Annotated in this window: 21 protein-coding genes; 10 read left to right on the top strand and 11 right to left on the bottom strand. The window is 42.3% G+C overall.

What is annotated here, in order from left to right:
- Nucleotides 1–24 precede the first annotated feature (24 nt).
- From FZF08_RS18370 to FZF08_RS18420, 10 genes are all read right to left on the bottom strand, one after another.
- Nucleotides 25–447, bottom strand: a complete 423-nt coding sequence (locus FZF08_RS18370; RefSeq protein ID WP_159471393.1) for a VOC family protein — start codon at nt 445–447, stop codon at nt 25–27.
- Between the two features lie 4 nt (nt 448–451).
- Complete coding sequence (locus FZF08_RS18375; protein WP_159471395.1) at nt 452–1,030, bottom strand: DJ-1/PfpI family protein; 579 nt, start codon at nt 1,028–1,030, stop codon at nt 452–454.
- Nucleotides 1,031–1,056: 26 nt separating this feature from the next.
- The gene (locus FZF08_RS18380; protein WP_159471397.1) at nt 1,057–1,449 is read right to left on the bottom strand and encodes a nuclear transport factor 2 family protein; all 393 of its coding nucleotides are present in this window, start codon (nt 1,447–1,449) and stop codon (nt 1,057–1,059) included.
- Between the two features lie 98 nt (nt 1,450–1,547).
- Complete coding sequence (locus FZF08_RS18390; RefSeq protein ID WP_137339918.1) at nt 1,548–1,970, bottom strand: hypothetical protein; 423 nt, start codon at nt 1,968–1,970, stop codon at nt 1,548–1,550.
- Nucleotides 1,971–2,003: 33 nt separating this feature from the next.
- Entirely contained in the window at nt 2,004–3,536 is a 1,533-nt protein-coding gene (locus tag FZF08_RS18395) for a GMC family oxidoreductase (protein ID WP_159471399.1), read from the bottom strand.
- A gap of 30 nt (nt 3,537–3,566) precedes the next feature.
- Entirely contained in the window at nt 3,567–5,273 is a 1,707-nt protein-coding gene (locus FZF08_RS18400; protein ID WP_159471401.1) for a thiamine pyrophosphate-binding protein, read from the bottom strand.
- The gene (locus tag FZF08_RS18405; protein ID WP_159471403.1) at nt 5,263–6,090 is read right to left on the bottom strand and encodes a type 1 glutamine amidotransferase domain-containing protein; all 828 of its coding nucleotides are present in this window, start codon (nt 6,088–6,090) and stop codon (nt 5,263–5,265) included. Before FZF08_RS18405 ends, FZF08_RS18400 begins: the two co-directional genes overlap by 11 nt.
- Nucleotides 6,091–6,206: 116 nt before the next feature.
- The gene (locus tag FZF08_RS18410; RefSeq protein ID WP_159471406.1) at nt 6,207–6,647 is read right to left on the bottom strand and encodes an ester cyclase; all 441 of its coding nucleotides are present in this window, start codon (nt 6,645–6,647) and stop codon (nt 6,207–6,209) included.
- Nucleotides 6,648–6,717: 70 nt separating this feature from the next.
- Nucleotides 6,718–7,131 carry an ester cyclase gene (locus FZF08_RS18415; protein ID WP_159471408.1) on the bottom strand — a complete coding sequence of 138 codons (414 nt, stop codon included), beginning with the start codon at nt 7,129–7,131 and terminating at the stop codon, nt 6,718–6,720.
- A 35-nt stretch (nt 7,132–7,166) separates the two neighbouring features.
- Nucleotides 7,167–8,030: an ester cyclase gene (locus FZF08_RS18420; RefSeq protein WP_159471410.1), complete on the bottom strand. Its 864-nt coding sequence runs from the start codon at nt 8,028–8,030 to the stop codon at nt 7,167–7,169.
- Between the two features lie 588 nt (nt 8,031–8,618).
- Here FZF08_RS18420 and FZF08_RS18425 point away from each other — a divergent pair.
- The 6 genes from FZF08_RS18425 (at nt 8,619) to FZF08_RS18450 (ending at nt 14,362) form a co-directional block, all read left to right on the top strand.
- Nucleotides 8,619–9,620: a bestrophin family protein gene (locus tag FZF08_RS18425; protein WP_159471412.1), complete on the top strand. Its 1,002-nt coding sequence runs from the start codon at nt 8,619–8,621 to the stop codon at nt 9,618–9,620.
- Between the two features lie 318 nt (nt 9,621–9,938).
- On the top strand, nt 9,939–10,844 hold the full coding sequence (locus FZF08_RS18430; protein WP_159471414.1) for a GAF domain-containing protein: 906 nt from the start codon (nt 9,939–9,941) through the stop codon (nt 10,842–10,844).
- A gap of 84 nt (nt 10,845–10,928) precedes the next feature.
- Complete coding sequence (locus tag FZF08_RS18435) at nt 10,929–11,909, top strand: hypothetical protein (protein WP_159471416.1); 981 nt, start codon at nt 10,929–10,931, stop codon at nt 11,907–11,909.
- A 1-nt stretch (nt 11,910) separates the two neighbouring features.
- The gene (locus FZF08_RS18440; protein WP_159471418.1) at nt 11,911–12,951 is read left to right on the top strand and encodes a sensor histidine kinase; all 1,041 of its coding nucleotides are present in this window, start codon (nt 11,911–11,913) and stop codon (nt 12,949–12,951) included.
- On the top strand, nt 12,948–13,721 hold the full coding sequence (locus tag FZF08_RS18445) for a LytTR family DNA-binding domain-containing protein (RefSeq protein WP_159471420.1): 774 nt from the start codon (nt 12,948–12,950) through the stop codon (nt 13,719–13,721). Before FZF08_RS18440 ends, FZF08_RS18445 begins: the two co-directional genes overlap by 4 nt.
- A gap of 425 nt (nt 13,722–14,146) precedes the next feature.
- Nucleotides 14,147–14,362, top strand: coding sequence for a hypothetical protein (locus tag FZF08_RS18450; RefSeq protein WP_159471422.1), 216 nt, complete (start codon nt 14,147–14,149; stop codon nt 14,360–14,362).
- Between the two features lie 36 nt (nt 14,363–14,398).
- Here the strand turns inward: FZF08_RS18450 and FZF08_RS18455 are convergent, their stop codons facing one another.
- Nucleotides 14,399–14,680, bottom strand: a complete 282-nt coding sequence (locus tag FZF08_RS18455; protein ID WP_159471424.1) for a hypothetical protein — start codon at nt 14,678–14,680, stop codon at nt 14,399–14,401.
- Nucleotides 14,681–14,754: 74 nt separating this feature from the next.
- Here FZF08_RS18455 and FZF08_RS18460 point away from each other — a divergent pair, with 74 nt between their 5' ends.
- The 4 genes from FZF08_RS18460 to FZF08_RS18475 all read left to right on the top strand — a co-directional run bounded on the left by FZF08_RS18460 (nt 14,755) and on the right by FZF08_RS18475 (nt 18,497).
- Nucleotides 14,755–14,982: a hypothetical protein gene (locus FZF08_RS18460; RefSeq protein ID WP_159471426.1), complete on the top strand. Its 228-nt coding sequence runs from the start codon at nt 14,755–14,757 to the stop codon at nt 14,980–14,982.
- Between the two features lie 270 nt (nt 14,983–15,252).
- Nucleotides 15,253–15,972, top strand: a complete 720-nt coding sequence (locus tag FZF08_RS18465) for a hypothetical protein (RefSeq protein WP_159471428.1) — start codon at nt 15,253–15,255, stop codon at nt 15,970–15,972.
- A gap of 33 nt (nt 15,973–16,005) precedes the next feature.
- A complete protein-coding gene (locus tag FZF08_RS18470) occupies nt 16,006–16,605 on the top strand; it encodes an NAD(P)H-dependent oxidoreductase (RefSeq protein ID WP_159471431.1) in 600 nt (199 codons plus the stop codon).
- Complete coding sequence (locus FZF08_RS18475) at nt 16,602–18,497, top strand: monovalent cation:proton antiporter-2 (CPA2) family protein (protein WP_159471433.1); 1,896 nt, start codon at nt 16,602–16,604, stop codon at nt 18,495–18,497. Before FZF08_RS18470 ends, FZF08_RS18475 begins: the two co-directional genes overlap by 4 nt.
- Nucleotides 18,498–18,503 lie beyond the last annotated feature (6 nt).

Genomic DNA, 18,503 nt, shown 5'->3' on the forward strand with positions numbered 1-18,503 from the left:
GAGAATAATTCAATTCTATGTGGGTCAGAGAAGATCTTCCTGATCTTTATAACCTTGCGTAATTTCTATGATATTGCCTTCGGGATCTTTCAGCCAAACCGTTTTCCAACCGGGAATCACATCATCAAAATGAAGCGGCCCAAGTGTCACTACAGCGTCTGATCCCATTTCTTCCAGTTTTGCTTCCACATCTTCCACGCTGAAAGCAAAATGACGAAGACCTGGATAATGCGGACCGTCGGCTTCTGCCATAGGGCATGGACGGGTTTCTTCGGGAGGAAAAACTTCGAAGTAAAATCCATGATCGTTTTTAAGAAAAACAAGCTCGGCATCGTCTCCCAGACTGATCACCCTGGCTCTTCTAAAACCGAAATGTTTTGCGTAAAAAGCTTCGAATTTTGCGAGATTTTTTACCGTCACCGCCAAATGAAAAAAGGATGCTTCCATGGTTTCAGTATTTAGTCGATTCTGATAAAATCTCAATTATTTTCTTGGCAAATAAATGTGCGTGTCCTCCCGAACGACCCGTTACCAGATCTCCGTCCACCACCACATCTTCATTGGTATAAATTGCTCCATATGCTTTTGCATCACCGATCAGGTTGTTGTGACAAACCAGCTTTTTGCCTCTTACCAGTTCCGTTGCAGGCGCTGTCAGCCACAAACCGTGACAAATTATTCCTTTCAGGATGGTTTCTTCTGCAAAAGCACGTTTAAGAAATTCGGTTGCCGGCGGAATTTTTTCTACGTCTTCGGTATAGCGAAGTCGGTCTGAAACCATACCGGAAGGAACGATGATCGCGCTGTAACTGCGCAATTCTTCATCGCTCATATTTTCAAAGGATTCGTAACAATCCATCGGCACTTTGTACTCGTGACCGGTGAAGGTTATTTTGTCATTTCCCCAAAGCCGGGACAGAAAATGGATCTCGGCGCCTTCTTCCGGAAAGCGGTATTTGTAATAGAAAATTTCGTTTTCGAAGTAATCGGCTTCAAAGAGAATTCCGATTTTTTTTCCGGCAAGTTTCATGTCTTGTATGTTGAGGAGTGATAGAATTAGGCTAGAGTCCCGTCCGGGTGCTGCACCATGCCGGCAAAGTGAATAGCGATTTTTCCGTCTTTTAAAACCCAGCTATCTGCAAAACGCATTTCACTTTTGGCTCCGCCAGCCGTCATCGTAATCTGTTCTGTGATCATAAGCGTTTCCGGATTTTCTGTTTCAGCCCAAAAAACGATATCCGTTTCAAGACCGTCGATGCCCAAAATTCCCTGCATATGTTCTTTCACCTGCTCTCTTCCCTGATAAATTACCGGAGATTTCGAGAAGCTACTGATCAGCGTGGCGTCGTCTGTATATTGGTCCAAAAGCGCTTCGATATTCTTGTCAAGAATATGCTGGATATGCTCTTTGTACATTTTCCCCAATTTGGTATCCGGTACGTTTTTCATCGTTTCAATATTTTAAAAAAGTGGTTATTTCAGGATGAACATGGACCTGCCTTTTGTTGACAGATCCTGCTCTAACGTTGAGTAATGCGATGTTCTAATTACAGTGTTGCCGAACCTTCATGGTATTCCAGGCCGTCAACGATATATTTTGTGATGATCGCTTTGCCGTCCAGTCCCTTCACTTCCCAGGTTTGAAACGCATCACATTTGATTCTTTTGCTATAAGCTTCCGGCGCATTCCATACGCTGGCTTCCCATTGCACCACCACTTTTACAGTCGCAGTATTTCCGGTAATGACAGGTTCAACAACTTTTACCGTATGAACTTCGTCAAAGAAAATACGGATCACCCGTTGAAACCAGCCTTCAAATCCGGCATATCCATACACCGTAGCTTCCGGAAAAACCATTTCCAATTCTTTGTCGGCCAGGTGTGGTAAAACCTCAACCATTGGTACGTGCACGTCCAGTTTTTTATACCATTCGGTAGCTAATTCCTTTATCGATTCCTCAGTAAGCATTGCTTCTAAATTTTATGTTTGAATACTAGATTTCTAATCATTTAAATGATCTTCGAGGATCATATCCGCCGCTTTGGCACCGATAACGAAACTGGAAGCGACCGTATTTCCGCTGGTTACCGTTGGCATAACAGAAGCATCCGCTACGCGCAAACCATTCACTCCGTGCACTTTAAGCCTAGGATCAACCACTGCCAGTGGATCTTTTCCAATGCGGCAAGTTCCGGCAGGATGCCATAAGGTGGAGCTTTGTGACCGGATATAATCCGTAATATCAGCTTCTCCCGGAGCTACTTCTCCTCCACTCAGTTCCTGGAATGCAGTAGTTGCAGCCAGATTCCGAACAAGTTCTACTGCGTTTTTCAACACTTCAACATCAGCCTCTTTTTCAAGATAATGTGGATTGATAACAGCCGGTTCCAGCGGATCTTTTGATGACAAAGTCACTTCACCCCTACTTTCCGGCTGCACCAGAATGGGAAGAAAAATACAGATCGGCCCGCCAAAATCCGGTAATAACGGAGCCAACGGTCCTGGCAAACTTGGTGTAAAATTCAGCTGTAAATCCACCAGGCCACCGTCATTTTTTGTATTAACAAAAAGTACATTTCCTGTCAAAAGTGTCGTTTGCGGCATTTCAATTTTGGAACGAAAAATCATAGGAAGCTGCAAATGATCCTGAAGGTTTTTCCCAACGCCAGGCAGATCCGTTTCCACTTTAATATCCAAAGCTTCCAGTTCAGCAGCTGGCCCGATTCCTGATAATAAAAGTAATTTTGGTGAAGCCAACGCGCCAGCAGAAATGATAACTTCTTTCTTTGCAAAAGCCTGGCTCACCGCACCATTACTTATAAATTCAATCCCGGTTGCTGTCTTATTTTCGATGATTATTTTGGTAGTCTGGCAGCCTGTCAATACCATTAAATTTTCACGGGAAATGATGGGATCAAGAAAAGCAGAGGCTCCACTATCACGCTTATCATTTCCTGTAATATGGAATTGTAGCAATCCAGCACCATTTTCCTGACGGGAACCGTTGTAATCCCAGTTTGGCCCGTCGTAACCAAGTTCCATCGCCCCTTTCAAAAAATGTTCAGAGCGCATTACGTCATCCGGACAATCTCGAATTGATAATTCTCCGCCGGTCCCATGTAATTCCGAAGCCCCGTTTTCAAAATTTTCCAGTTTGATAAAGTAGGGCAAAAGATCCTCATAACTCCAGCCATCTGCACCTTGTGCTTTCCAAGCTTCGAAGTTTCCCGGATTTCCACGCACATACATCATGGCATTGATCGAAGAACTTCCACCCAACACTTTTCCCTGGTTAATCACAATCGAACGATCGGCTAATCCAGGCTGATTTGTCGTTTTCAGTGCCCAATCCAGATCAGAAAACCATAGACTTACAAAGCCGCCGGGGTCTTTGATGGCCAGATTTTGATCCGCGCCACCAGCTTCGACAAGCAAAACTTTGATGGCCGAATCAGCGCTCAGACGATTTGCCAGAACACTTCCTGCGGCACCTGCGCCCACGATAATGTAATCGTACTTCGAATCAGAATCCATAACTTTATGTAGAGGAGGGATTTAAGATTTTTATTGCGCACAGTTGGTTACTACCCAATCTGTCTTATAATTTCCTTCTAGAACCAAGTCGATCAAAAATGGCTTATCGTCAGCCAGCATTCGGTCAATCGCAGCAGGAATATCTTCTTCCTTTTCAACCCGAACTGAATCAACACCGAGTGATTGAGCCAATAAATCGAAGCGAATAGCCGGGTAAGAAAGATCAAAAGGCAGAGGCTGATTATGGCCCTGAATTTCTCTTTCTTTCCAGTAAACATCAATATTTAGTTGAAGCAGTTTGTAAGAACCGTTGTTACAGACAACAAACTTAGCACCGGTATTGTGACGTACCGCAGACCACAAGGCCTGAATGGTATACATGCTGCCACCATCTCCGGAAAATCCAATTACTGTTTTATCAGGATTCGCCATTTTCGCACCAATTGCACCCGGAAAACCCACGCCCAAAGAACCTCCGCGTGTTGCGAAATAATGTCCCGGAATTGTTGGTGGAATGTAGCGGGTTATCGGAGGAGAATTGGTTAAGGCTTCATCAAAAATGATTGCATCCGCCGGTAATTTCTCAGCTAGCACAGAAGCAAACTGCGACATATGAAGCGGCGATTTTCCAATCTGATCCAAATCTACCTGCTTTTCTTTCGCCAGTTTTTCAGACTTCAAATTTCCGATTTCTTCTACTCTTGCGGCGACAGCTGATTTCTGTTCGTCGGTAATTAGCTCTTCAATAGCATCCGCCAATTGTTTCAGGGAAAGTTTAGGATCGCTTACAATTCCAAGGTCAACACGATGATTTTTAGCGATTTCGTAAGCGTTTAAATCAATATGGATGACCTGCGCATCAGGAGCGTAAATATCATCCAATCCCGGAAAAACCTCCGGCATCATGTAGGTTCCAACAATCAGGTTCGCGTCCCCTTTTTGGGTAATCGGCAGACTAAATTCTCCAAACATATGGCCCGTAGATCCCTGATAAAGCGGATGTGTATTGTCCATTACCAAATCTCCAAATTCTACACCATATACCTCAGCACCAAGCAATTCTGCAACTTTTGTAAGTTCCGGCACAGCTCCTGAATAAGCTACTCCGTCGCCTACAAAAATCATAGGTTTTTTAGCAGCAAGCAATATTTCGGCTGTCTGTATAATGAGCTCATCAGCAGGTGCTACGCGGGTTGAAGGAATCGATGTCGGAAACACCGGCTCATCATTTATTTCATCCAGAATGTCCATCGGAAGGCAAACATAGACCGGTCCCATCGGTGGTGTAGAAGCAATTTTAATCGCTCTTCTCAACGTCCGCAAAACAGATTTTGAAGACGTTACCATCGTTGAAAATTTCGTCACCGGTGCCATCATACCTACCAGATCATTGGCCATTTGCGCGTCCATGTTCAGGTATTTCACACCTGCATCCGAACCGATCACCACCAATGGAGCATGTCCGCGTTTGGCCTGGTAAATTGCGCCCACCGCATTTCCGATTCCGGGCGAGCTGTGCAACTGAACCAAAGTTGGCTTCTGCGTTGCACGCGCATATCCGTCACCAGCCATGACCGCGATGGTTTCCTGAAGCGTCAGAATATATTTCATTTCCGGATATTCGGCCAGTGCATCTAGGAAACCTTGCTCCACTGTACCGGGATTTCCGAACATATGATCCATGCCGTCAGCCAGGAATTGTTCAATTATTTTCTGATTTCCGGTTTTACCAGCCATAACGAGTCAGACCTTTATCCAGTACGTTTACAAACTGATCGCCAAACTCAAATGAACATTGCAATGAGCGGGCTGTAATGAATGGATAATCAACAATTACAGATGTTTCTTTTCCAAAATTTCCATGGTATTTACCATCTGGCCCAACAGCATCGGAAAGAATATATTCCAAAACGTAAGGCGGTGGCCCCATGTTCAAATCAGTATGAAGGAATCCGGTTCCGTCATGATAATCATACTCGATGCAATGACCTGTTACGTGTTTTCCTTTGATGATCGAATCTCTTTCATTAAAATCGCGGGCGAAAACAAGCGGAGCCACACCGTAGCAAATTCCGGCAACCGGCATATTTTTCTTATAAAATCCAAGGATCAAATCGTGAACGCGCTGATTATTAACCATATCAATAATCGGTCCGCTACCGCCTACCAAAAGGACAGCGGCGTATTCTTCGGTGATTTTGTCCTGAGCAATTTTAAGATCGCTGTAATATTTTTCGAATGCTCTTAAAAAATCAGGTGTAGAAAAATAAGGTCGCTGCGGAATAACCTCAGACAGATTTTGTCTTGTTTCCAACCGGTTTGTGGCTTCAAAAGCGATCACTTTTTCTGCTGCAAGCGGTGTGGTTACACAAGTGCCAAGCGGAGGATCAACATACGTAGTGTCGTAACTTGGTGGCAAGGCCTCTGCTTTTTTTCCGTTAGGCGTAATAAATTCCACGGTGTATCCCGCAGCTTCCAATTTTTCAAGAGGGCCAACCAGCTCTATTCCCCAATAACCGTACTCGGAAAGAACTGCTAATATTTTCTTAGACATAAACACTGATGTTTGAAGTATGGGTTAACTAATTCAAGTCTTTTTCAGATTGAAAAACGACAGCATTTTTAATTAACGCTATAATGTATACGTAATCACAAGGCTGTATTATTTTTTCAATTTGCTCCCGGAGGTGGCGGCACCACACCCAGCTGCTGTAACAAACCAAGCTCATCAACATTAGCCCAGCGTTCAGCAATTTTGCCGTCAGCCAAACGAACTGTTGTTGTTCCCGTCATGGAAATGTGTTTTCCGCTTGGTGGCATCCCCATAATTCCCTGCGTATCCGTTCCGTTTAATCTCCATCTGTGAACTACTTTGTCGGCTGCGAAAATGGCATCTTCGATACTAATCGCTGCATCCGGCATTCCGCCACGAAACATACCAACGATGTGTTTGAAGCTTCCCGAACCTGGCTCGCTTACTGTTTTGCCTCCAACCTGAGAATGGTCGATCGCATCTTCTGATAACAAATCTTCACGAATAACACCTGTATTCCAGGCAGTTTCAAAAAATTCAACGCAGATTGCATTGTTTTGTTCGGCAGTATAAGACATGGTTTTTATTAATTAAAAGGGTTGTTGTGGTCTTTCTTAAATTGTTGGAGTACCAAGGAATGCGCAATTATTATTGAAGCACTTTTAGTTGTTGTAATAAACCCAGACTATCCTGAGCAACCCACATTTCAACGATCTTGTCGTTTTCGATACGGAAAATATCAATTCCAAGATCTGTTACTTTTATGCTCGTCGTTTCACGACCAAGAAATGTTCCGGTATTGGTAGCTTCATATGACCAGCGGCTAACGACTTTGTCGCCCTCAGCAAGTTCATCATGTAATGTGAAATGAACATCCGGAAATGCAATCAGCGCCGTTTCAAACCAGATTTTCAATGTTGCAGGTTTGTGCGCCTGACCTTGGGGAAAATGAAAAACAACGTTTTCAATCGCAATCTCATCCAACACTTCGGCTCTCTTTTCATTCCAAAGCTCGAACCAGTAGCGGCGTATAATCGCCTTGTTTTTTTCTAATTCAGACATAACAGTGAGGTTTTTAAGAAGAGGAGAATAACAAATCAGGATGGAATAGCGCCTAATTGCTGCATCAGTCCAAAGTCGTTTTCATTGACATGAACAGAAATTATTTTACCATTTTTGATTGTAAAAATATCGATTCCATAGTCGATCAAATGATGTCCTGACGCTGGAACTCCAAGGAATTCGCCTTCATGCGTTCCGGCAATACTCCAACGGGATGCCACTTTATTGCCTTCCGAAGTCTGGCGCATGACAGTGAACTTGATGTCCGGGAAAGCATTGTGCAGGTATTTAACAAAACCAGTGAAGGCTTCGTACCCTTTGATCGGCTCAGGCTGTGTAGGAATAATGAACGCAAATTCAGGATCAAGAATTTCTTCGATCACTTCCAGTTTACCTTGCGTCATGATTTCTTCAAAATAACGGGTTGCCAGATTTTTATTGGCAACAAGATCCGGTTCCACTTTTTTAGTGTCACTTGGCAATACACCAAGTTGCAGCATCAATCCAAGTGTATCCTCATGACCAATCGATTCGACAATTTTCCCATCCTTAATGGTGTGCCATGTCATTCCGTCAATTTCAAAGAAGTTACCACTTGCTTCCACATTACCTTTCACAGTCAAAAGCGGTATTCCGGAATGCGTACCTCCACCAATCCAGCGTGTAACAACCCAATCGTCCCCCGCTACCATTTCTTGTGGATTGATATAGAAATCCGGAAAAGCTCCGTGCAACATACCAACCAAACCCAGAAATCCGTCGGGACCATGGAAAGGTTCCGGATGTGTCGGCAGGGTGAAAACAAAATCTTCGGAAAGAATTTCATGCGCAGTTTCCGCATTCATTCCGTTCATGATCTGATAAAAATAACGACGTGCAAGTGACTTGTTCGCGTTCATTAGTATTGAAGTTTTTGAGGGTTAAAACGTTTAGTTCATTGTTACGCTACAAACAAAAATAGGAGCCGAATACCGTCTGCTACATAAGCTTTTGCGTAGATTCTGTTGTAAATATCCTGACTAAAATTTCCGGGCGGATACAAATCATTGCTGAAACTGACAAAAATATACCTGAACCTGTTGATTCGGTACTTCAAACCGTCAATATTCAAAATTGAATTTATGGCACTTTAACATTAACTTAATTTCAAGGAAAAAAGATAGCATTTCATTTGATTATAAGCCAATTAATGAAATAATATTTTACCAGAAACCATAATACCTATAATTATAACATATTAAAACTGCAATGTTTCATTAACCATAAGTATACTTTTACTAATAATACATTGTGTTATTAGGTAAAAGTCAAAAAATACTATCCATTTCTAAAAGTTAAAAAAATGGAATCAAAATTTCAGATTAAGAATCATCTGCTTCAAGTGGCATATTTTCAGCTTCGGGATCAAACCTCCCCGAAAACGGCAGTGAAATTAAAAACTTGTAACTCCAAACCCATTACAAGCCACATTATTAACGTTACGAAAAATGTATACCGCAAGAGAAATCAAGCTGAACCTTATTTTTAAGTTTTCATGGCGTTCCGTTTTGTTTTTCCTCATTTATTCAAGCAGTCTTTTTCTACTGAACTTTTATTTTGAAATACACATTGGTGTATCTTTTGTACCCATCGGACTTATCGGTACGGCAGTCGCTTTTTCGGTTGGATTTAAAAATAATGCATCCTATTCCAGACTTTGGGATTCCAGGCGTTCCTGGGGAGGGATGATTAATGCCAGCCGCAGTTTTGGAGCTTATATCACTTCTTTCATAACATCGACCGATCGTTCAACGGAGGAAACCGCCCAAATTAAGGAAGAAATCATATACCGTCACATTGCTTATCTCAACACAGTTCGAATTCAACTTCGCCGGAAAAGTGTTTGGGGAGATACTAGTACGGTTGCGCACAAAGTAGTAGGAAAAGACAACCATGCCCAGGTTTCGTCCGATGTTACAGGAATATTGCTTCAATTTTTGCCTGAAATCGAAGCCGAAAGTTACGCCAGAAAAAAAAATGTTGCCACCCAGATTATGAAAAAGCAAACGGCAAGGATAACACACCTGGCAGAACAGGGATGTATCTCAGAAACAGGGCATCGCCGTTTGATGGAACTGGCCCAGGAATTCTACAATCATCAGGGAGCCTGTGAGGCTATTAAAAGTTTTCCATTTCCAAGGCAATATGCCTATTACAGCAAATTATTCGTATGGTTATTTATCCTGATTTTACCCTTTGGACTATTAACAGAATTTGCCAAACTTAACGGAACGACAGTCTGGCTGGGAATTCCTCTTTATGTGGTGATTGCCTGGATTTTTCATACGATGGAAGTGGTTGGGGATACCAGTGAAAATCCGTTTGAAAATGCGATTAATGATGTCCCGATGACAGCGATTTGCCGGATTATTGAAATCGATTTAAGGGATATGCTGAATGAAGAAAACATCCCCGCACCAATAGATGCCATTGATAATATTTTAATGTAAAAAAATAAATTTGTTGACCCGATAGTCTGAAACGCCGTTTTTGGCGTATAACCGGAAAACTTGAAAAGTTTAAAAAAATCAAGATTTTCCTTTCTTTTTTCCGTAAATAAAATTTGAAAATTTAAGGACTCTACTATCTTTGTATTCCTTACACACGTCACTGACACCTTTCAGACAAATATATTAGCCATTTCGTTTTTATTGATTTCACCAGCGACAGTAATTGATCTGTCATTCTGCACACATTACATCGTAAAATATACATCTATCCGAAAAAGCTAAGGCTATTTGGAACACAACCCTTTACAAATTCACTCAATGGAACCCTTGCAATTACTGGTAGTATCATTAAAAGGAAAATCTCAAACCCTTATAGAAAACTCACTTTCCGAAGCAAATTACAGCTTTGAAATTACCCATGCAGATAGCAAGCAAAATGCGTTGCAAGCTTGTGGCGAGAACAAATTTGATATGTTGATTTCCAATTGCAAATTGTCTGACGGGCCGGTTACTGACTTGGTCAGCGTGCTTGGAGATTTGCTTCCCTGCCTGGTGATGGCGGAAGGAAAATGCCCTTTCACGGCCGAATCGATACTTTTTATTCCCGAAACCAATTATTACATAAGCTGTTCTGAATCCATTTCCTGGCTTACACATCTTGAAAATACCATGGCAATCTGGGAAAATGCTGCGAAAGAACGTATTGCTTTATTTGATCAAAATTATAACAATCTTTTTGAAACTGCGCTTTTGCGCTGTGCCGAAGAACTTTCCCCGGGAAATGAATCCACTGAAAACGCAGTACTAAATACGCTGGACCTGCTTCGCGAAGTGCTGGATATAAGCAGGGTTTATATTTGTCGCAAGTATGGATCGGCAAATCAAGCAACGGAAATCGTTCAGACACTTGAAGTTTGCGCGCCGGGTGTGGCCTCAAAAAATAGAAAAAATTCTAGTGTCAATTACCCCTACTATAAAAGCTGGGATAGCTCCTTTTCCGCACATAAACCGGTCCAGATTAAATATTCAGCTTTGGAGCCCGATCAAAAATCCTGGTGGCAAACGAGGGATATGCAGTCCTTTCTGGCCATTCCTATTTCTTACAACGAAACCTGGGACGGGTTCATCGGTTTTGAAGATAGCATGCATCCACGAGACTGGTCCAGTTCTGAAATCAGTTTTCTCAAATCAGTATCCGAATTGATTCATGAAAAACACATGTAACGTGTAGTTTCGCTATTTTCACATTGATCATCCCAGTGTTTTTATATAGTGGTTTTGAACCCGACCAACGTAAAGATTAACTTCATGGAACCCTTAAAATTACTAATCGTTTCGATTCGAAATGAATGGCAGAGCCTTATAGTCGAATCTCTGAAAGCGGCTGGCTATATCTATAAAATTAAAATTGCTCCTACCAAACAGCTCGCACTCCAGGCTTGTTACCACGACAAATTTGATCTTGTAATTTCCAATTGCATACTTCCCGACGGTCAAGTTTCCGACCTAGTAAGTGTCCTGGGAAATCAGATTCCATGCCTTGTCATGGCCGAAGGCGTATGTCCTGTTAATGCAGATAAAGCTTTGTCGATCCTGGCAACCAACTTTTATATTACCAGCGCCAACAAACTTTCCTGGCTTGAAGCTATGGAAACAACGTTGGCCAAGTGGCAGCAAAACGCGTTGGTCCGGCTAGCTCAAATTGATCAGAACAAGCAAAGTTTTCATGAGCGCGTTTTAGAAAGATGTCAGGAAGAATTAACGTCTCTCAATTATAAAAATGAAAAAGAGTGCTGCGTAATGAATACTCTAAGTCTTTTAACAGAAGCTTTGGGTGTAAGTCGCGCCTACATTTGCCAAAAAGTGAAGCTTCCTGATACCTTGTTGGGTATCGTCAAAACAAATGAATACCGGGCTCCCGGAGTTTATAATCAGGATAAAACGTATCTCCAGGATTCTTCTTCTGCCTGGTATCCCTATTTCAAACGCTGGGATAAACTTTTCGAAAACCGCCAGCCGATTGCAAATCTTTTGAAAGAATTACCAGAAGGTGAGCAGCGTATGTTTCAAAACCGGGACATACAATCTATTCTTGCCGTTCCTTTTTTCTACAAAAAACAATGGGCAGGATTTCTTGGCCTGGAAGATACTATGAACCATCGGGAATGGACAGTGGATGAAATTATGTTGATCCAGTCCATTTGTGACTTAATTCATGAAAAGCAAATCAACAAAGAAAAACCTATAAAATTTCAAGCGAATCCTTTACAAGTGACCCCGGCCGCATAGTATGAAAATTCTCTATGACAAAGGTGTTGCACTTGCCTGGCGTTTCTGTATTATCTGGAGCCTTTTTATCAGCGTTCCCTGGTTATTTCTAATTATTAATTCTTCTCCTTCTCCAACCGTGGAAGGATTTGGGTTAGCATATTTGGGTGTTCAACTCATATCAAATTTTTTGTTTTCCTGGATTTTTAGCAATCTGTATCTTTTCCACATTTGTAATATTCCGGGATGGTTCAACAGGCAAAAAACTTTTGTCAAAATAACTCTTTCGTTGATATTGTTTTTTGTATTAACGGAGGTGCTCTTTCAGTTGCAGCTTTTAACATTAAATTCTCAAAAAAATATTTTCTTTTTCAATGAGGTTACGTTCGGCTACAATATTCTGGTATTGTTGGCGATCCGGGTTTTTGGTGATTTTCTGGAAGTAGATCAAAGTAATTATCAGATCAATCTGGAAAATGAACAGCTTAAAAGAGAAAAGTTAAAAACGCAGCTCGATGCGCTCCGGCATCAGTTAAACCCGCATTTTTTGTTCAATGCATTAAATATTCTGAATATTTCAATCGCCAGTGATCCGGAAGAAGCGCAGAGAATTGTACATGATCTTTCTGATATTCTGCGTTATAACCTGAAAATACAAAACCAGAATGTTGTACAATTATCAGACGAGCTTGATATAGCGCGTTCATATCTGGCCTTACATAAAGCCCGGTTTGGAGATAAGTTGATGTACAAATTTGACAATGTTGAAACGAACCGCGAGTGGTATATCATCCCGCTTTCGTTACAAATCCTGATTGAAAATGCGATTAAACACAATGTCATTACCTCCAATCATATTCTCCACATTGAAGTTAAACTGGATGAAGCTGAAAAACAGTTGCTCGTCGTAAATTCTATCACCCGGAAAACCAATGTTGCAAGCAGTGGAATAGGTTTACAAAATCTGGATGCCCGCTACCGGCTGCAAACCGGAAAAGAAACTTCCCAGATACATGATGCGCAACAATTTTTAGTTAAAGTCCCATTAATCGAATCTCCATGACAAATATATTAATCATTGAAGACGAAGTTCCGGCAGCTAATTACCTGAAAGGACTTTTACAACAAATGGATCCGCAGGCAAATGTGGTGGGCATGTTGGAAAGTGTTGAAATGGCAATTTCGTGGTTGCAAAGTAACCCGTTGCCCGACCTCGTTTTTATGGATGTGCAATTAGGTGATGGCACTTGTTTTGAAATTTTCGAACAGGTATCAATCGGATGCCCTGTTATTTTCACAACGGCTCACGACCAGTATGCCATGCGTGCTTTCAAATTTAACAGCATTGATTATTTGTTAAAACCGATACGACCGGAACTTCTGCGGTTTAGTATGGACAAATATTATCAGCTCAATAAGGAAAATACAACGGCGAAAGTTAGGGTGTTGGAAGAAATTGTTCATTCGCAGATCCTTAATAAAAAGAATGCAAGAAGAAGTTTTTTGGTACCGTACCGTGATAAATTGATTCCGTTAAAAGCTCAGGATTTTGCCTGGCTTACAATCCAGAACGGAATTGTAACGGCAATGCTTCATGACGACCGGAGTTTTATTCTGGATAAATCATTGGAAGAACTTGAAAATCAACTTGATACTTCCAACTTTTTCCGGGCTAACCGCCAGTTTATTATATCCCGGGATTGTATCAAAGATATTGAATTGTATTTCAACGGAAGACTTTTGATGCGTGTTTATCCGGTTTCAACGAATTTGATTCTGGTGAGTAAGGAGCGCGTTCCGACATTTAAAAAGTGGTTTGAAGAGACACCCTAAGATATCGTTAAATCAGCCATACCTACGGCATTCGGCCCCGAATCACACCATCATTTTCCCCGGAATAAATTCCGGGGCTACCATGTCGGTCATGCCTACGGCATTGTTTGATAAAGTTCGATTTTGTGAGGAGACTGATTTATTTAAAAATTCATTCGACCAACCCATTTCCCGCCAAATCCAAATGCCGTAGGCATGATCGACATTGTAACGCGGGAATTCATTCCCGGGGAAAACAACCCCTTTCCCGCCAAGATCCAAATGCCGTAGGCATGACCAGCATTGTAACGCGGGAATTCATTCCCGGGGAAAACAACCCCTTTCCCGCCAAGATCCAAATGCCGTAGGCACGGCCGACATTGTAACGCGGGAATTCATTCCCGGGAAAACAACCCCTTTCCCGCCAAGATCCAAATGCCGTAGGCATGACCAACATTGTAACGCGGGAATTCATTCCCGGGAAAACAACCCATTTCCCGCCAAGATCCAAATGCCGTAGGCGCGGCCGACATTGTAACGCGGGAATTCATTCCCGGGGAAAACAACCTCTTTCCCGCCAAGATCCAAATGCCGTAGGCACGGCCGACATTGTAGCGGGGTTTCATTCCCGAGGAAAACAACCCATTCCCCGCCAAATCTAAATGCCATAGGCATGACCAACATTGTAACGCGGGAATTCATTCACGGGAAAACAACCCCTTTCCCGCCAAGATCCAAATGCCGTAGGCACGGCCGACATTGTAACGCGGGAATTCATTCCCGGGGAAAACAGCCCATTTCCCGCCAAATCCAAATGCCGTAGGCACGGCCGACATTGTAACGCGGGAATTCATTCCCGGGGAAAACAACCCCTTTCCCGCCAAGATCCAAATGCCGTAGGCATGATCGACATTGTAACGCGGGAATTCATTCCCGGGAAAACAACCCCTTTCCCGCCAAGATCCAAATGCCGTAGGCATGACCAACATTGTAACGCGGGAATTCATTCCCGGGAAAACAACCCCTTTCCCGCCAAGATCCAAATGCCGTAGGCATGATCGACATTGTAACGCGGGAATTCATTCCCGGGAAAACAACCCCTTTCCCGCCAAATCTAAATGCCATAGGCATGACCAACATTGTAACGCGGGAATTCATTCCCGGGAAAACAACCCCTTTCCCGCCAAGATCCAAATGCCGTAGGCATGACCAACATTGTAACGCGGGAATTCATTCCCGGGGAAATCCGGTCAACAAAACTCTTCCCGCCCAAATGCCGTAGGCATGACCAATATGGTAGCCCCGGAATTTATTCCGGGGAAAATGTTCGTCCAGGTATCGCCCGAATGCCGTAGGCATGGCCGACATTGTAACGCTGGAATTCATTCACAGGGATTCCCGGTGAACACGTTTCCCCTACGAAAATCTACACCCTTCAAAATTTCAGCTTAGCCCCCGATAATTTCAGTTTCAAAGTCAAAAAACTGATATTTTCATAGCAAATTAAAACCTTGCATCGTGAACCTTTCTTAAATCCGAAACCAGTTTTGCTATGCTTGATAAAGTAAAAGCTCATTATCCTAATGCCGTAAGTTCCTCAGATTTTATTTTAAATATTTACAAAAGAATGTCAGGTTATGGCCTGGCTCCGAATCAGATTTTACTCGCGCATTCGGTATGTTCTGACGATGTAAATAATATTGAATACCCGCAAGAAGGAAGGCAAATGCTTGGCCCCTTTAATCTTGGCGGACTAAATGGTTATCCTTTTACGGGACTAACCGGAATCACCGCATTTGCGCACCATGTTCCCGAAGACGGAGCTGCTATGATTTTTTACGCTCCTCACATTGGTATTAATGCAGAAGGCAATACCGGAAAAATTATTCGCGTGGGTCAAAATCAAGATTCAACGTGCTGCGGAGCAACAATTCTGGCACTTAACCGATTGAAAAATGATGAAATAAAATCCGGACAAAAACCAGCGGATGACTATCAGCAGCACTCTTTGCAGGAATTTTTATTTAATCAAAAAGACAGAGTTTTAAACGCAACAGATTCGGTCAAAGAGGCCACCGACATTATCTACGAAGAATCTGGGAAAATGATTAACCACATGATTGAGAGCACGGATTTTACAGGAAAATATATTTTTGTGGTAGGTGCCGTCATCGTTAATACAGACTGGCAATACGGCTCATTTGTAACTTTGCGCCGTTTTGAAGAATGGGATGTTCTTAACCGAAAAAAGATAAAAGATTTATATTTTTAAGATCCGAACGCTGTCCACATTTTAGAAAGTACTATGTCCAATCGTTTACTGATTTTATTTGCCCATCCTCTTTTTGAAAAATCAAGAGTAAACAAAACGTTGGTTTCGCATTACCCGTCCGGTGTGACTTTTCACGACTTATACGAGCACTATCCGGATTTTAATATTGATATAGAAAAGGAAAAACAGCTGCTAACAGAACATGATATCATCATCTGGCAGCATCCGATTTATTGGTATAGCTGCCCGGCGCTTTTAAAACAATGGATTGATCTGGTACTTGAAGCGGGCTGGGCCTACGGGCCTGGTGGAGTTGCACTTAAAGGAAAATCTGTTTTCCAGGTGATCACAACCGGAGCACCGGAGCATTCTTATCATGAAGAAGCCAATAACCGATTTACGATCCGTCAGTTTCTCGCGCCCTTTGACCAGACAGCAACATTGTGTAAAATGAATTATCTGCCCCCTTTTGTCACGCACGGGTCACACCGGATCCTTAAAGATCAGGTTGACGAACAATCCATTGCCTATCAATTCCTTCTGAATTACCTGGCTACTAACGAGCTTGATATTGAGGTCTTAAAAAAATACAACTACCTGAATGACTGGGTAAAAGAAAACCTATTATTATGAGCAGCGATTTTCTTTCTCAGGCCTTGGTATATCTGGGCGCAGCGGTTATCGGCGTTCCTATTGCAAAAAAAATCGGCATGAGTTCTGTGCTTGGCTATCTGCTATCAGGCATAATCATCGGCCCTTTCGTTCTTGGATTTATAGGAAAAGAAGGACAGGATATTATGCACGTTGCCGAATTTGGCGTGGTTATGATGTTATTTATTATCGGGCTGGAACTGGAACCGGAAGCTTTTTGGAAAATGCGCAAAGCCATTGCAGGTTTTGGCTTGTCTCAACTTTTTGGCACGACTTTTCTTCTTTTTCTGGTATTTATAATAATGGGCTGGCAATGGACTACGGCAGTTTCTGCCGGTCTTACGCTAACGATGTCATCCACAGCCATTGTTTTACAAACGCTAAAAGAAAAAGGATTATCCCATACTACGGCCGGCCAGGCATCTTTCTCGGTTTTACTATTTCAGGATATCGCCGTCATCCCGATTCTGGCCATTTTACCGTTGCTGGCAACCACAGCAGTGGTTGCCGACGAAGCACATCCGTCTTTATTAAACGGACTTCCTGCATGGGTACAAACAATTCTGGTTATTGCTGCCGTAGGTTCTATTTATGGCATTGGCACTTATCTTGTCGTTCCGTTACTTCGGATTATTGCCAAAACCGGCCTTCGCGAAATGTTTACAGCTTCATCTCTTTTATTAGTAGTGGCGGTTGCTTTTTTGATGGAAATGGTCGGTCTAAGTCCGGCGTTGGGCACTTTTGTTGCGGGTGTGGTTTTGGCGAACAGTGAATTCCGGCACGAACTTGAAAGTGATATTGATCCATTCAAAGGACTTTTGCTTGGATTATTTTTTATGGGTGTTGGGGCATCGATTAATTTCCAACTTATTCAGGAAGCTCCGTCACAAATTGCTACGCTGGTTTTACTTGTTTTGTTTATCAAATTCATTATCCTTTTTGGCATTGGAAAAATATACAAACTGAACAACGACCAGAATTTCCTCTTCGCACTTGGGCTAAGTCAGGTTGGAGAATTTGCATTTGTATTGCTTTCTTTCACAGGTCAGCTTAATATTATTGATGAAGAATGGATTGGAAAACTGACGGCGATCACCGCGATCAGTATGATGACTACCCCGCTCCTTCTTTTAGTCCATGAAAAATTCATTCATCCACATTTTGGTATTAAAGAAAAACCGGTTGAAAAACCTGGTGATACCATTGAAGAACATCATGACGTGATCGTTGCAGGTTTTGGTCATTTTGGAAGTACTATTGGAAGATTGCTCCGGGCAAATGGTATTGAAGCAACCATACTGGACAATAACCCGGATCAGGTGGAATTGCTCAGAAGAATGGGTTTTAAGGTTTATTATGGCGATGCAACCCGTATTGACATGTTAAAATCTGCCGGTATCGAAAGCGCGAAAATACTTATCGCTGCAATAGACTCCCCTGAAATAAACAGTAATCTTGTTCATACGGTAAGAAAACATTTCCCACACATAAAAATTCTCGCCCGCGCCCGCAACCGTTTTGATGCACATGAATTGATAGAAACCGGTGTCACAAATGTTTACCGTGAGACGCTTTATACCGCAGTTCAACTTGCCGTGGACGCTTTGGGAGAACTTGGTTTCAGAAAACATACGGCCACACGGCAGGGACAAAAATTTATCAAATTTGATGAAAAAGCACTGGCGAAATTATCGGCTTCCCGGCATGATCTGAAACAATATGCGCTCAACTCAAAAGAGGAAATTGCAATTCAGGAAAAATTACTACAAAATGATTTGCTACTCAGTTTTTCGGATAATGATCATTCGTGGGACAGCAATTTTGTCAAAGAAAAGATTCTTGGGAAAGATCCTGAAACTGCTTCAAAAAAATAATGAGGA

The organism is Dyadobacter sp. 3J3 (assembly GCF_009801115.1).
In the GTDB taxonomy this organism is placed as follows: Bacteria; Bacteroidota; Bacteroidia; order Cytophagales; family Spirosomataceae; genus Dyadobacter.

What these genes read in the sequence shown, in the direction of transcription:
- FZF08_RS18415 (WP_159471408.1), bottom strand. Translation starts at nt 7,131, where the DNA reads ATGTCTGAATTAGAAAAAAACAAGGCGATTATACGCCGCTACTGGTTC.
- FZF08_RS18435 (WP_159471416.1), top strand. Translation starts at nt 10,929, where the DNA reads ATGGAACCCTTAAAATTACTAATCGTTTCGATTCGAAATGAATGGCAG.
- FZF08_RS18425 (WP_159471412.1), top strand. Translation starts at nt 8,619, where the DNA reads ATGTATACCGCAAGAGAAATCAAGCTGAACCTTATTTTTAAGTTTTCA.
- FZF08_RS18405 (WP_159471403.1), bottom strand. Translation starts at nt 6,090, where the DNA reads ATGTCTAAGAAAATATTAGCAGTTCTTTCCGAGTACGGTTATTGGGGA.
- FZF08_RS18455 (WP_159471424.1), bottom strand. Translation starts at nt 14,680, where the DNA reads ATGCCTACGGCATTTGGATCTTGGCGGGAAAGGGGTTGTTTTCCCGGG.
- FZF08_RS18475 (WP_159471433.1), top strand. Translation starts at nt 16,602, where the DNA reads ATGAGCAGCGATTTTCTTTCTCAGGCCTTGGTATATCTGGGCGCAGCG.
- FZF08_RS18465 (WP_159471428.1), top strand. Translation starts at nt 15,253, where the DNA reads ATGCTTGATAAAGTAAAAGCTCATTATCCTAATGCCGTAAGTTCCTCA.
- FZF08_RS18400 (WP_159471401.1), bottom strand. Translation starts at nt 5,273, where the DNA reads ATGGCTGGTAAAACCGGAAATCAGAAAATAATTGAACAATTCCTGGCT.
- FZF08_RS18395 (WP_159471399.1), bottom strand. Translation starts at nt 3,536, where the DNA reads ATGGATTCTGATTCGAAGTACGATTACATTATCGTGGGCGCAGGTGCC.
- FZF08_RS18390 (WP_137339918.1), bottom strand. Translation starts at nt 1,970, where the DNA reads ATGCTTACTGAGGAATCGATAAAGGAATTAGCTACCGAATGGTATAAA.
- FZF08_RS18470 (WP_159471431.1), top strand. Translation starts at nt 16,006, where the DNA reads ATGTCCAATCGTTTACTGATTTTATTTGCCCATCCTCTTTTTGAAAAA.
- FZF08_RS18375 (WP_159471395.1), bottom strand. Translation starts at nt 1,030, where the DNA reads ATGAAACTTGCCGGAAAAAAAATCGGAATTCTCTTTGAAGCCGATTAC.
- FZF08_RS18370 (WP_159471393.1), bottom strand. Translation starts at nt 447, where the DNA reads ATGGAAGCATCCTTTTTTCATTTGGCGGTGACGGTAAAAAATCTCGCA.
- FZF08_RS18450 (WP_159471422.1), top strand. Translation starts at nt 14,147, where the DNA reads ATGACCAACATTGTAACGCGGGAATTCATTCCCGGGAAAACAACCCAT.
- FZF08_RS18445 (WP_159471420.1), top strand. Translation starts at nt 12,948, where the DNA reads ATGACAAATATATTAATCATTGAAGACGAAGTTCCGGCAGCTAATTAC.
- FZF08_RS18460 (WP_159471426.1), top strand. Translation starts at nt 14,755, where the DNA reads ATGATCGACATTGTAACGCGGGAATTCATTCCCGGGAAAACAACCCCT.
- FZF08_RS18440 (WP_159471418.1), top strand. Translation starts at nt 11,911, where the DNA reads ATGAAAATTCTCTATGACAAAGGTGTTGCACTTGCCTGGCGTTTCTGT.
- FZF08_RS18420 (WP_159471410.1), bottom strand. Translation starts at nt 8,030, where the DNA reads ATGAACGCGAACAAGTCACTTGCACGTCGTTATTTTTATCAGATCATG.
- FZF08_RS18410 (WP_159471406.1), bottom strand. Translation starts at nt 6,647, where the DNA reads ATGTCTTATACTGCCGAACAAAACAATGCAATCTGCGTTGAATTTTTT.
- FZF08_RS18380 (WP_159471397.1), bottom strand. Translation starts at nt 1,449, where the DNA reads ATGAAAAACGTACCGGATACCAAATTGGGGAAAATGTACAAAGAGCAT.
- FZF08_RS18430 (WP_159471414.1), top strand. Translation starts at nt 9,939, where the DNA reads ATGGAACCCTTGCAATTACTGGTAGTATCATTAAAAGGAAAATCTCAA.